At 41.1% G+C, this 13707-nt stretch carries 9 protein-coding genes; 4 read left to right on the top strand and 5 right to left on the bottom strand.

Annotated elements, in window-relative coordinates:
- The 3 genes from CEX98_RS23115 to CEX98_RS17835 all read right to left on the bottom strand — a co-directional run.
- Positions 1–187: hypothetical protein (locus CEX98_RS23115; RefSeq protein ID WP_206780898.1), on the bottom strand; the 187-nt coding region annotated here is incomplete at its 3' end.
- A gap of 189 nt (positions 188–376) precedes the next feature.
- Complete coding sequence (locus CEX98_RS17840) at positions 377–2725, bottom strand: hypothetical protein (protein ID WP_099643363.1); 2349 nt, start codon at positions 2723–2725, stop codon at positions 377–379.
- A 445-nt stretch (positions 2726–3170) separates the two neighbouring features.
- A complete protein-coding gene (locus CEX98_RS17835) occupies positions 3171–4280 on the bottom strand; it encodes an alpha-xenorhabdolysin family binary toxin subunit A (protein ID WP_242441747.1) in 1110 nt (369 codons plus the stop codon).
- Positions 4281–5035: 755 nt separating this feature from the next.
- On the opposite strand from CEX98_RS17835, the gene CEX98_RS17830 reads away from it, so the two are divergent.
- The 4 genes from CEX98_RS17830 to CEX98_RS17815 all read left to right on the top strand — a co-directional run bounded on the left by CEX98_RS17830 (position 5036) and on the right by CEX98_RS17815 (position 9997).
- Positions 5036–5923 carry a LysR family transcriptional regulator gene (locus CEX98_RS17830; protein ID WP_099643362.1) on the top strand — a complete coding sequence of 296 codons (888 nt, stop codon included), beginning with the start codon at positions 5036–5038 and terminating at the stop codon, positions 5921–5923.
- A 164-nt stretch (positions 5924–6087) separates the two neighbouring features.
- Positions 6088–7017, top strand: coding sequence for a substrate-binding domain-containing protein (locus tag CEX98_RS17825; protein WP_242441746.1), 930 nt, complete (start codon positions 6088–6090; stop codon positions 7015–7017).
- 270 nt (positions 7018–7287) lie between these two features.
- The gene (locus tag CEX98_RS17820; RefSeq protein ID WP_099643360.1) at positions 7288–8520 is read left to right on the top strand and encodes a DUF642 domain-containing protein; all 1233 of its coding nucleotides are present in this window, start codon (positions 7288–7290) and stop codon (positions 8518–8520) included.
- A gap of 280 nt (positions 8521–8800) precedes the next feature.
- A complete protein-coding gene (locus CEX98_RS17815) occupies positions 8801–9997 on the top strand; it encodes an endonuclease NucS (RefSeq protein ID WP_242441745.1) in 1197 nt (398 codons plus the stop codon).
- 212 nt (positions 9998–10209) lie between these two features.
- Here the strand turns inward: CEX98_RS17815 and CEX98_RS17810 are convergent, their stop codons facing one another.
- Together CEX98_RS17810 and CEX98_RS17805 are read right to left on the bottom strand one after the other, a co-directional pair.
- Complete coding sequence (locus CEX98_RS17810) at positions 10210–10848, bottom strand: DUF4376 domain-containing protein (protein WP_099643359.1); 639 nt, start codon at positions 10846–10848, stop codon at positions 10210–10212.
- The gene (locus CEX98_RS17805) at positions 10838–13705 is read right to left on the bottom strand and encodes a hypothetical protein (protein WP_099643358.1); all 2868 of its coding nucleotides are present in this window, start codon (positions 13703–13705) and stop codon (positions 10838–10840) included. Before CEX98_RS17805 ends, CEX98_RS17810 begins: the two co-directional genes overlap by 11 nt.
- Positions 13706–13707 lie beyond the last annotated feature (2 nt).

Genomic DNA, 13707 nt, shown 5'->3' with positions numbered 1-13707 from the left:
CAACGAGGTGGGTGCAGGTTTGCCCTGCGATCATTTTGGTGATATATCGCCACATAAAGTGGTTGTTATAACGGGTAGGAGCAGGTTTACCCTGCGAGCTTTTTGGTAATATATCCCCAGATAAAGTGGCTCCTACAACGGGTAGGAGCAGGTTTACCCTGCGATTATTTTGGTGAGATATCGCCACATAAAGTGGCTCCTACAACAGGTAGTAGCAGGTTCACCCTGCGATTTTTTGGTGAGATATAGCCACATAAAGTGGTTGTTACAACGGGTAGGAGCAGGTTTATCCAGCGAGCTTTTTGGTGGGCTATCACCACAAAAATTTGTGCAACAAACAAGTAGGCCACATCAAGTGGCCTACCGCAAAAGTAAATTATTGTTTGGGTATTGCATTCCCGCTAAAAGAAACCTTAATGTTTGTTACTTTACTTAAGTCATAGAGCGCTGGGTTTTTGAGCTTAATGGACCAAGTGGTAAATGGCGTAGGTTTAAAGTAATTAATCGCATAATCACCTGATATTGCACCTGTTGTAATTGGGTTTATCTGTGTGGTTTGGCTATCGATTAATTCGTAACTTATCAATCGGTATAAAGACTCGGCGCTGAATTGATAGTTTTGCCCTTTAAACCTGTCTTGGTACGAGCCACTGGATCTTACTTCGATATCATAGCGCTGGTCCTCATTCAATCCAGGCCCTTCTAATATAACATTCACTTCATCTAACCTAACTCGATCAAACTGCGAAAAATCAATATCATTCAAAGACAGTGTAAAACTCATCTCACCGTCTTGCGCAAAGTCGGCGAGCTGTTGCGGCGAGTCTAACTCTTCGATCGTCAACATAAAGTCTTGTGGGCGTGGGGTAAAGCGCAATAATGAGGCGGCTTCTTGTTCACGTAACAAGGCCAAGTCGCGACGATACTCCTGATAACTTTGATTAAGACTTGGCGTCACTATCGAGTCATCGAGAGACCAGTAGCTAAATGCTGCTTGATAGTTTGTTAACGCGACAAATATAGGGCGCTTTAGATTGTTCAAAGTACGGAAGAGTTGCTCTTCCATTTGTTGTACTTCGTCTATACTATTTTGATTGTTTTGTAAGAATGCATCTATACGATTGATTTGTTTAAGTTTTGCATCAGCCGTGATGCGTAGATCTATCTGCCGAGACTGCTCTTGAGCAATATCTATTTCTACAGCAACAATCGCTTTACCATGGTTAATCAACTTTTCGATAGCAATGAGATAGTCGCTAGCACCATCAATATCTTCGTCTATGGCCTTTTTCATCTGCGCTTTAACGGTGATTAAAAATTCATCCCAAATCCTGTTTGCTTCTTCTTTGTTTGGGATTAAAGAGTTAAGGCGATTGAATTCTTGTGCAAGCTCACTACTAGAAAACGGATCAGCTGTTTTCTGCGACAGTACATTGAGCTGGCCACTAACCGTTTGTACTTTATCCATCAATGACGCGATATCGTCAATTTTAGTTTTTAACTCGTTGATTTCTTGAATTGTGGCAGGAAGGCTTGCGACCAGTTCTTTTAAGCCACTCGTGTCTCCACCCGCCGCGCCTGCAAATGCAGTGCCTGCACTTATTACTGTTTCAAGCACTTTAAGGCCAATTTCAGTGATTTTATTTAACTTATAATCCAAGATCCCTTGCTGAAAATCGACCCCAGAATTGAACACATTATTTTCCTGAGCGCCAAATGAGGTTTTTTGCTCATCAAGTGTCTGTACTAGACTCGTCAGTTGCTCAACGGAGCGAGAAATAATTCGCTGCTCCGCAGATGCAATGTCAAATAGATTATCTTGCATCAAAGTCAGATCTTGACGTTTATTTTCTAAGCTCCGACCTTGCTGCTGAAAATTATTGTAGCTGTTCTGATATGCCTCCATCGCATCAATATAAGCTTTAATTGTTAGTTCATAAAAATCGCGAGAAAGGCTCGGCACGTAGTTTTTGTTCAGTGTTGCGTACGATAAAAATTGCTTAAAGTTTGCAAGCTGTAAATAAAAGTTCTTCGCTTGAACTGATGACTCTCTCACATCACTAGCAGCGTTCAAAATAGACTCGGGCCAGCTCAACATTTCAATGCTCAAGGCAGGGTTTTGATCATAAATAGAAGCGGCCATATCAAATGACTTTTCAAACGCGTCTAAAAAATACTCCTTATGTACAGAGATAAGGGACGTCAACTCGGGCGAAATAGGCGTTGTGAACTTATTACCTTGAACGACCTGATAGAGTGTACCAAACGAGTCTGGCGCTACGCTAAACCGTTCTATTTCACCATCACTTGGTGAATGAGTTGTGATGATATTGATATTCGTCTCTACCTTATCTGCCATAATGGCGAGCGTTGATGCTTGGGCATTTTGGGTGTCTACATTGACGCTTAGTGTGCCATTACCCGTTATTCTGCGTGCTAATATAAAAACTCGTTTATTTGGGGCATCAAAGATCATATTCCGGTCAATATCTAGGGTATCTGCAGCGATAACGATGGTATTATGCTCTCTTGCACTGGCAAGCACGTCATTCAAATTGACATGTAGCGCTGAAACTAAATAATTCTGTGTGTCTATCTGTTGTTGGTTGGATGTCGTTACGCTAGGTAAATGTTGATTTAGTTCAAGGTTATACATCTCGCTCCAAGTTGCTGCTTGGCTCGAAAATGCGCAGCCAATTAGTAAGCTTAGTAAAGTTGGTTTCATAGTAACTCCTAGTTGCAACATAAAGGGCATGTCTATTGAGCGCCCTGCAAACACAGGTTGCTCAATAGGTGTTGGTTTATGATGCTAAATTTGAATGTGTGGTGTTTTTATACCAATTGAATTAATTCTCTAATCAATTTGAAGGGGGAAATACCCTATTAGCTTCGTTAACAATTCCGTATTTAGATAAACTAAATAACTTGGGCTTCGGATAATGAATGCCTTTCTAACAGCCAGCTTTGGCGCTAACCGCGTTGAATTCACTTCCAATAGCCGACTAATAACGTTATTTCACCGCTTCAAAATAGATCATTTACTTAATACCATTGGTATTACTGCTGCGAAGTTGGCAGGTAAGCGTTTTGCAAAAAGGTTCTTGCTTTGTCAGCAATGTCTTTCCAGGAGTTGCTGGCATTACTAGCAAGAGGTGAAGAAACAATTCCTGCTACAATAACGTTGCATTACGTAATGCATTTTCACTGTTTAATTGCGTTAATACATCTCGAAGCGATTGCATGTCTCCATACAAAGACTGCCAATGTACTTGAACTTTGCGGACATTGCTTAATGCGGTTTCGATTTTGTCGTTCATACCTTCTACTTGCCCTTTGGCAATTTGATATGAGGCGGCAAGGCTCATTGCATGAGCTAGATCTTTATTCGCAGTCTCGATTTGAGATTCGACTTTGTTGATTTCGCTCTTAACCTCTTCTAACTGAGCCCCTTGGATACTACCGCCAATGATTAACCCAAGCACACCACCTAGGCTACTTAAGCCAATACCGGTTTTTAAGTCACTCTTTTCATCATTTAAATCATTGAGTCTTCTTTGTAACGTGCTAATACGGTCACGTATGTTGGCAGGTTGGTCTTTATTTAAAATGTCCTCGAAGGTGCCCTCAAGGGTGTTTAATTGTCCAGAGTGAGTAGTTAAGTCACCCTGAAAGGCTACGAGTTGGTCAACCACGGTTTGGGTTTTTGTGAGATTGCCGTCTACAAAGCTCATAAATGTATTTAAAAATGAAATTGCTACTTGGCGACTTTGTTCTGCAGCCTGTAAGTCACCGCTCAATGACGCGTTATGTAATTTGGTTAATTCATCAATAAACGGCTGAATTAACAATACATGCGTGTCTGAGTAATTTGCTAACTTAGTTGCAAGGTCGATAATGCTTGGGTACAGGCGATGGTTCCAATTCTGACCAGATGCATTAACGGCTTCAAAGGTGTTCATTAATGCTATGTAGTCATTATTTAAGGGGGTATCTGCTGGATACCGAGTTGCACTTCTAAAAGCGGCTTCATTACTCGGTAGGCTGACCGCGGACTCGGCAAAGACTTGAATGGTATGCCATTGTTCCTGGGTAAGGAGAAAGTCATTTGATCCTACATCAATAAATAGTGGTGAACCTTCTAAATCTCCCTCTAACGTGTCGTACATTATTGGTGAGATTTCTGGGATGGTTGTATTCGCAGTAGCCAGTTGGCTAAGACCAAGTAACTGAAGTGAAGTTATGATTGCAATAGCACTTTTCTTTAATTTAACTGATTTCATTTTTTTTCCTTAATCAATATATTTTTTCGATTTCTAGTTGCATCAGATCTTATTGAGTCGTCGACGTGCAACTTAAGAGTAATGTTCATGTAGTTAAAATGTTAACCATATGTACTTTAATATTATTGATATAGGGATAATTGGAAGGGAAGGTTTTCTACATTTTTTAACAAGTTGAAAGGTTTAATTGCGTTTCTAATAACATTAAAGCGCAGTGTATACAATCTTCAAAATAGCTTTTTTGGTGAATGGTTGTTAATAGCTTGGTGGTGTTTTTTAGCTTTCTAGAGCTTTAGGTGTGCAAAATTTTATGATGTATGGAAGCAGTTGATAAGGATTAGGTCGTTAATGTTGTCGATAAATTGAGCATAATTCAATTGTTTCATAAAATCAAACTCAATGTTTCTAACCGTGCGCAATATTTAAAGACCTTTATTGATTTAACCGCGTTGATCGCTTTTTTAATAGCAGTATTCATAAGTGCTTGAACATAACTTGCTATATTGGCGATTATTTTCCATTGATGGCTGCAATACCTCTTCTTAAGTTGAATGAGGCAAAACGAATAATCTTGTGATGCTTGTATGTCACTTGTAGGTCCAGTGAGAAGTAGGTGAGATTTGGTGTAGACCAAGTGTTCGAATTCATCTATAACTGTTAAAGATAATTGATTAATGAAATGTATATTTATTGTGATTTTATTTTGTGGGCTGCGGTCTTTTTTATGAGTTGTGTTCGTTAGAAGAGTTGTCAGAATGAATAAATTAAGAAGAATGATGATATTTAAAGGGGTTGTTGAGTCTGGTTCATTAACAAAAGCTGCAGAAAAACTATCGCTATCCAAATCAGTCATAAGCCAACACCTTAAAAAATTAGAAGAAGAGATCGGCACTCCGCTTTTATATAGAAATACGCGAAGCCAATCTCTCACCAATGTTGGTAAAGATTTTTATGCTTATTGTTTGAAGATCAGCCAGCTTTCTGAGGTAGCTTGGGAAAAAGCAAGATCAAAACAGTCGGAGTTAAGCGGCAGGCTAACCGTTACTGCGTCTTATGCATTGATGCAAACAATAGTCGCGCCAGCGCTGTGCAAACTAATACAAACACACCCAAAAATTTGTTTGCATCTAATTAATGAAGATAAACCACTTAATATGGTGGCGCGAGGAATAGATATTGCGGTAAGAGTTGGCAAAATTAATGAAACTGAACAGTCACAGCAATATGTCGGTTCATTTCGAGATGTTTTGTATAAAGCAAAGGGAAGTAATTTTAAGGCGTCGACCGCACCATATATAGCAAATGCCTGGGAAGCAAAGGTGTCTCACTACGACTTCTATGACGTTGAGCGGCAAGTTAAAAAGTCGATGTCTTTTAGAGCACATCATAAAACTAATTCGGTGTCTGATACCATAGGGCTGATTGAAAATGGGCTTGGTATTGGTTTAGTGCCTGAGCTCATTGCGTTTGATAATCATAAGCTTGAACGAGTTGTACCCGAATATGAGCTGGAAAAAGTGGATGTCTACTCGGTTCACAAAGGAAGTCGGGATGTACCAGCGACAATTCAGATTGCGCAAAATGCGATAAAAAATTATATGGATGCTCATCAGTTTGTATTAAAACACGCCCTGCGCAATTAACACTTAATAGTGGTATTGCTTTGAGTTGCGTTGTTGCAAATATAGGTTATGATTGCACTAGTACAAGATATTATTTCACTCGAAACATGAAGTTAAAGCAAAGTCCATTCTGCTTGTTTACTGCGGTTGTTAGCTTAATAGCATTGACTCTTAGTGATAGTGCAGTGGCAAAAATTTCAATTGCCGTAGTGGGTAAAACCAAAAACGATACTTTTTACGAGCAGTCGTTCAAGGGCTGCCAAAGTTTTGCTAAGCACCACTCAGAAGTTGAATGTATTTATGATGGTGCCGATGATTATCAAGACTTTAGAACGCAGAGTTTAATCGTCAACGATTTAGTTGCTAAAAGAGTTGATGGATTGTTGATCTCTACCACAGAGTCTAATTTTTTGGTATCGCGTTCACTAAAAAGAGCAAAACAGCTTAACATTCCGGTCATTACCTTTGACTCAGATCTACTAGAGGAACATAAAAGTTACCGGCTTGCATATGTTGGCACAGATAACTTTGCCTTCGGTGTTGCCTTAGGTGAAGCGGCAAAAGCATTTAAATCAAGCGAACCACAGCAGATCTGTATTCAAACTGGGCACCACTCAACACCAAATCTAGATAAACGCATGAATGGCGTGAGGTATGCGCTATCTGAGCAAACCAGCACCGAGCCCCTCAATGGGAGCCATGGTTGGGTAGAGTTTGAACGTTGCCCGTTGTTTACGATGGGTAAGCGAGAGGATGCGCTAAGTCAGCTCCTCGCGTTGATGAGTTATGATAAGCCACCGATATTCCTTGCCGTTGCTGGATTTGCACAGTTCCATCCAAATTATGTCGAGCGGATGTTGCCGTTTAGAGAGAAGCTAGCAAGCCGCGCCGCGGTAATTATTTCAGCCGATACCGAAGAAGTACAACTGCAGGCGTTAAAAAACGGTTTATCAACCATGAACATTGGCCAAAACCCATTTGAAATGGGTCGCAAAGGTGCAGAGTTACTTTATCAACGGATCAAATTTGGTAAGCGACCTGAAAAAGATAGCTATTATTTAGACTTCCACTACTGTAACCAAGAAAACTCAGCTGACTGCACCGTCAATCACTAAACTATCGTAATGATAGTCGCCGCCACATTAGAGCTTCCTCCTCATGTTTTTCTAATCATAAAGGGATAAGCAACCCTTCTAAATTTCTATCCAGACAAAATAGTAAGAATAAAGTATTAATTTTAAGGGGTGTTAAGATAGATAAAACATCATAAACTCTGCTTTTTAGTTTAATCATTGACCGGTATCGCATAAAGTACGACAATGGTACTAGTTTAAATGGTGTTTTGTTATCATTAATTTAACATTGCATCCTCTCTTGGAGTGGCTATGAAAATTAACTTTACAACCTTGGCGTTATTATCTGTCGTTGGTACGGCTAGCGCTGCAGACAATTTGGTCGTCAACGGCTCATTTGAAACATCTGGCTATATCGCCGGTCATTGGACATTATTCAATAGTCTCCAAGGTTGGAGTAAAGAAGCTGCTAAATTTGAAATTCAAAAGAAAAGTCTTGGCATTATAGAGCCACAAGATGGCGATCAATACTTAGAGCTTGACTCTACGGCAAACTATACGATTTATCAGAATATCCCAACCACTGTGGGCAAAAAGTACAAGGTAAGCTTTTACTACTCACCTCGTGTCGAGAATAATAATTCAACTAACCGTGCTCGTGCATGGTTTGGAGACAATACACTCGTAACCATGAATGGAACGGTCCGTGGGTGGACTAAGTACGAATACACAGTAGAAGCAGTAAACGACTTAACTCAATTGCGGTTTCAAGGTTTAGGCACATCAGATTCATATGGTGCATTGATCGATAATGTTATAGTTACTGAAGTGGAGGCCACTTCACCTCCAGAGCCTCCTGTTACGTGTAAGACGGGTATTTACGGCATAAACAACTTTGGGGAAGGCAGCACCAGTTATGTGTATCACTTTGACGTTAATAGCAATAGCTACTCTTATGTTGAAGGGGTGAGCAATACCGCGTCTAATATAGCTGCATATAACGGTGAACTATATTTTATGGAGCAAAATAATAGTACCACTAAAGCATCTTCACTTTGGAAAGTATCATTAGATAACGCTGAACAAACATTAGCAGCAAACACCGTCTCTTGGCCTTTATATCGTTCGGCCGTAACGCCCGACGGTACAAAATTACTAGCAAGTAGCAAGACCTATTTATACGAGTTTGACCTCCTATCAGGCGAAAAAACCGTACTAGGCAAACTAAGCTATGCAGGAGATGACTTCTCACACGGAGACATTGCATATTCAGCAGATACTAACGTGATTTACGTGCTAACTGGCAAGGCCCTTTACACCCTAGATAAAGGCAGCATGACTTTAGACCTTATTGGTGAACACGGCATAAATTGGGCATCTGGCCTAGCTGTTAGTAACGATGGTACGCTGTATGTGTCTGGCCGCAATTCAGGTGAAGACGCCAAGATCTACACCCTAGACCCAAGCACCGCAGCAGCCACTTATATAATGGACGGTCCAGAACATATTAATGACTTAACATATGTAGCCAACGACTGCGAATAAGCGCAAGTTCAATGCAGACTATAAAAGGCGAGGGGAGACCCTCGTTTTTTTGTTTTCAAGTGAATCAATCAGGGCTTGTATGAAACTCAATAACTTGAGTACTTGGAACAATGAAAAATAAAATAACGACACATCAGTGTCTTGTGAGCTTGCTATTGCTCAACAGCACCAGTATCCATCACCTAGGCCTGCGCTAGTATTGAAGCCGATAAGGCTTGTACATATTTGTACTTAATAGTAACCCCCAAGGGGGAAATTCACTAAAGTGACAAAGGAAGTCATGAAAATTATTATGTTAATTTACATGAGTCATGTAAGGTTGGTTGATATAAACAAACTGATGTCCGATGAAATCGGGGCGATTCATTTCTGGGAAGGACTTAGACTAATTATGGCTATAGAACAGGGAATCTGGAAAATAGGTAATAAACCAACAAGATTAAAAACAATAACCTTGGAAAGTGAACAACAATTGGAGGAGCAGATTGTTGCAGACATTTCTATTTTAAATCCAAATTGGTTGCTTATTGGTCGTCAGGTGCGAACTGATTTTGATAAATACATTGATTTACTTGCTATGGATGCAAGTGGAAGTGTCATTATCATTGAGTTAAAGCGCGACAAAACACCAAGAAATGTCGTAGCTCAGGCTTTAGACTACGCTTCTTGGGTAGTCGAAGTTGACGACAGTAAATTGGTTGATATTTATCATGACTACAGTTCGAAATGTGCAATAGCAGAGCAGAGCTTGGATAGGGCGTTTGAGTCAAAGTTTGGTGTTCCTTTCAAAGATATAAATTATGAGGGTTCGCATCAAATGGTCATTGTAGATGCTGCACTGGACGCGAGCACAGAACGGATCATAAACTATCTAAATGACAAAGCGAAAATACCTGTTAACGCTGTGTTTTTTACAGTATTTGAGGATGGAGTAAACCAGTATTTAAGTCGAGCTTGGATGATCGCACCAGAGGAAACCCAAGAGCGCGTTATTTCAAAATCAGCAAAAGAACCTTGGAATGGAGAGTTTTACGTTTCTTTTGGGCATTGTAAAGAGCGCCATTGGAATGATGCATTAAAATATGGTTTTGTTTCCGCGGGTCGAGGTCGTTGGTATTCCAATACATTAAACATGTTAGATACTGGTGATAGTGTATGGGTTAAAGTTCCTCAAACGGGCTTTGTAGCTGTAGGAAAAGTTGCTGGTGAAATATCAAGGGCAGAAAACTTTCAGTTTTCAAAGCACGATAATAAAACTTTACTAGACTTAGAAACTGATGGTGACTATTCGAGTTTCGCTAATTTAGACGATGATGATGCAGAGTATCTGGTTCCTGTTGAATGGATTAAAGCAGTGCCGTTGGCTCAAGCATTTAATGAATCAGGACTGTTTGGAAATCAGAATTCAGTCTGCAAACCTCAAACACCAAAATGGTCACATACTGTTGAAAGAATAAAAACGCATTTCAACCTTTAGAATTAATATTTTAAAAGTAGATACGAGTACGTTTTAAATAGTCAGATTATGAGTCCCAAGGGGCTCAATCTTCAGCGAGTCCCAAACCTCAATTAATAGTCCATTTGCTAGGACCTCTGGGGGAAAACTGTAATGCGGCGCTGAATTCTAGATATAAAGGCATTTGTTTTTAGAATGGAATCTGAGGACTTTTTCCCTCAGATTCTTATTGCTCAAACCCAAAGCTCGGTTTGCCTTTTTGCAGCAAGCATGCACGCTTGTTTGAGCTGGACTTTCGTGACTTCAACTTGGGTATTATCGGCTAAAACCCACAGTGTTTTTTCATCACTGCGTGTCATTAGCACGATGGCGCGAGCCATTCTGGCTTGCGATGTTTCATCACCGTCAAACACCATTCCATCAACTTCGACAGTAATGTTTGAAACCTTTTCAGCGCGCTGCATCTTAAATAGCGTGCGAGCGTATGGCGCCAGTACTTCTTCAACAGTTTTGACCGCTGGCTTTTCTGGTGCCACTGGTAGCGCGATTGGCTCAGCTAAAATGTCAACTCCATTTTCATCTTGGCCGATAACTGGCAAATCAGCATTAAACGCCTCGACTTGTGCTAACTGCTTTAAATACTCAACGTAATTAAAGGCAAAATCCCACTGCTCACCGAGATTGACTAACTCAGCAAACCGTTCAATAACATGTTGAGGTTTTCCGAGTGCGATCAGGCGCTCAATGTCTGCTGTGGTTTTGGTGTCCGGCTTACTAAGCAAAATAGGTAGGCTTTGTTCATTGAGAACTGGCTGTTCGTTATCATCACGCTGAATAAACTCAGCAATTGGTTGTAGCAAATTACTTGTCATTTTTAATCCACCCCAGAGGTTCTACTATTTGAGCCGTCCCGACTAAAACTCGATTCCCATTATCATCCACAGAAGAATTGGCATTATCAAAGAGAGGTACTTTTGCATCATCTCCAAAGTCATCTGCAGTAGTGTCGAATTTCAATTGTCTGTATGCGTAATTTATTAACGCTAGGCCATTGCTTTCTACGGCGTAGTTAAAGACTTTTACGTAATTTGTATCTGCTTTATAGAGTAAATCAGATACATCGGTGTGAGTTAATCCTAACCCCGAGGGATTAAGCTCTCCCGTCCCATCTCGATATCTTAAAGAAAGGAGTGGCAACCGTTCTACACTAGCCAACCAAGCCCTTACGTTTAAAATATCGCCAGTGAGGGAGTACGCAATACTTCTGCGACCATCTAAATTGTCACCCAATATAGATACAACGCCAAGGCAATCTTTGTAGGGTTTAACGTTATCACTGCCTTTGGTTAATTTTGCCTTGGTACTATAACTTACTAGCCATATTGCAGAATTAGCAATGGCCTTTGATTCATAGAGATTCTTCAAATCGCTCCATGTTGTTGTCACACTTGACCAATTTACCCCTGAATCACTTGTCTCCAATATTGTAGGTGTTGATGTGGTTGGTCTGTTTAATTTAAAGTCCTTAACTGTGCCGTCAGGTATCTCTGGAACCCAATCACCAACCCAACCATCCTCCAGATCACCACAAAGCAGGATTTCAGCAGGATCCCCAATGACTTCAGTATGGGTGTATTCACCAGCTACCGAGGTATTTAACTTTTTGGTTTGCACCAATAGCACCTCATCCCCAGTCCAATCTGAGACTACTTTATCTCCCAAAAGTATATAGATAAAATTATCACCTACATTACTTACTTTACCTGAGAATACAACGCCTAAGCTCTTGTTATACAAATGAAAAACATCCCCCAAAGTGCAAGGGTACTCTAAAGTATCTAGGAGTAGTACCGCCACATTTTCCCCACCCACGAAACTAGGGTAAACTTTCCTGAGCTTGTTAGGGTGATTCCCTGACCCTGCCGCTGAGGGGTCCAACACTTTACTAGTCGTAGTATACTCTCTACCACGGTATTCACCCGATTTAATCGCTAAATCCGCCTCTGCAAAATCTTCTCGGGTTAAACCCCTTGCAGAATAACGCATGTCACGACATACTCCGCCTTGACCGCTTGCATAGATAGCATCATAAAACCTTCCATCTGGTCTTGGGAATTTACCTCCTGCCGATGTTGTTGTAGATAATGAGCCTGTAGCGTTAGGATTTTGACACACATTTACAAAGGCGTCCGTTCTAGATTTGATTGCGGCAGTTGCTGTGTACCAAAATGTCCTATCAGTTAAATTGATACCGTCTGTTGCATACGCGGACCCAAAAGGGTTAAAGCTAGGGTGATACGCGCCTGTATTGAGACGGGTAATAGTGCCACACACTAAAAAATAACAATCCTGCTTGTATCTAGAATACATAACACCATTGTGCGAGTACGACTGTTTTCTGCCGTAATTAGCATAAAACAATGTGTTATAACCCAGAGTCGCCCCAGATACGTATGGGGTAGGGGTATCATCATTACCTTGCGGCGCAACTAAAGTGTGAGGATAAGCAAAGCTCAAGTTGTTGCCAGCTCCTGGGTAACCTATAGATTCTAAATATGCCCAATCCCCGTTTCCCGCTCCTGCAAAACTGCGTCCTCTGACGCACCACTGGTAAAATTTACCTGTCGCATCATCAAAATAGATGTTGTTATTTGGGTTACTGGCGATTGCTATGCGCTGAGCATCTGTTGCCGCTTGCCAATTCACACCTCGTCCACGACTAGAATCGTCCCCCTGGTACCAAGAAAAGTAGGTAATAGGTCGTGCCGCATCCTCTACCGTTGCTACGCCACAAATATTGGCAGCGCGACTTTGAATTAAGCCATTGGCGTACACAAATGGATCGTCCTCGTTTATCTCTCTCAGAAAAAGTTCGAAACCCCACATATCAACACGGTCTGTGACAACTTTGTTTGTTGCTGTTTCAGATGCAAACGCAATTGCAGGTGTTGCGTGTCTGACTGATACACCTGTCTCGCTGTCATACGTGCGCGTACCGTCTTCGGCGGGGGGAAGCTTTATAACGCTATAAACTGCATCTCCAGTATGGGCTAAATAGGTGGCTATACCTGCTATCGTCACCGTTGCAAAAGGGGATAGCGAATCCCCCTTATGTGTAGAGCTGGTTGCCGCAGAACCGATATAGAGTTTGTTAGGCTGAGTTTGCCACGATGTTAGGCCTTGATTTATTGGTGATTGCTCAGCCCCCTCATAGTGCTTACCAAAATGCACAAACCCACTTGCAGCAAACTTCTCTATGTTTTGCTGCCTACGCGCTTCAAATTCTACTTTTCGCATCGCCCAAGGGTAGGGGTTTGCACTATCTATTTCACTTTGCATTTCGCGAAGTGTTTTTACAGTCTGAATATTACCATCCAGATCAGTAAACTGTACTGCCCCCATTTTTGTTTGCCAATCCACCATTGCCCGCACATTGTCATTAACCATCGTATTGGCGTTTTTTAGGGCGATTACGGCACTATTAAAGTCGCCACTGGTTGGTATAACAATGGCAGGTACTTGTGACTGTGTGGCGTTACCCCAAGGCGTAGTTAACTCAATGAATTGCCCTTGATTGGTGGCGTATGCTCTGTTGACTTCAACAGGATTAAATGATCCGACAATAAGCCCATCGCCGGGTCTAATATTAGCAACGCTTTCGCCGCTAACAATTTGAGCTACATTTGAATTGTTATCTATGTTGATTGAGTTTGCATTAAACCATGCCATTA

This window comes from Pseudoalteromonas piscicida, assembly GCF_002744175.1.
GTDB classification, from domain to species: Bacteria; Pseudomonadota; Gammaproteobacteria; order Enterobacterales; family Alteromonadaceae; genus Pseudoalteromonas; species Pseudoalteromonas piscicida_B.
The sequence above is the reverse complement of the archived record's forward strand: the minus strand, read 5'-3'. Positions and strand labels throughout refer to the sequence as shown.

Coding starts and splice junctions, on each gene's coding strand:
- CEX98_RS17840 (WP_099643363.1), bottom strand. CDS start 2,725: ATGAAACCAACTTTACTAAGCTTACTAATTGGCTGCGCATTTTCGAGC.
- CEX98_RS17835 (WP_242441747.1), bottom strand. CDS start 4,280: ATGAAATCAGTTAAATTAAAGAAAAGTGCTATTGCAATCATAACTTCA.
- CEX98_RS17830 (WP_099643362.1), top strand. CDS start 5,036: ATGAATAAATTAAGAAGAATGATGATATTTAAAGGGGTTGTTGAGTCT.
- CEX98_RS17820 (WP_099643360.1), top strand. CDS start 7,288: ATGAAAATTAACTTTACAACCTTGGCGTTATTATCTGTCGTTGGTACG.
- CEX98_RS17815 (WP_242441745.1), top strand. CDS start 8,801: ATGAAAATTATTATGTTAATTTACATGAGTCATGTAAGGTTGGTTGAT.
- CEX98_RS17810 (WP_099643359.1), bottom strand. CDS start 10,848: ATGACAAGTAATTTGCTACAACCAATTGCTGAGTTTATTCAGCGTGAT.
- CEX98_RS17805 (WP_099643358.1), bottom strand. CDS start 13,705: ATGGCATGGTTTAATGCAAACTCAATCAACATAGATAACAATTCAAAT.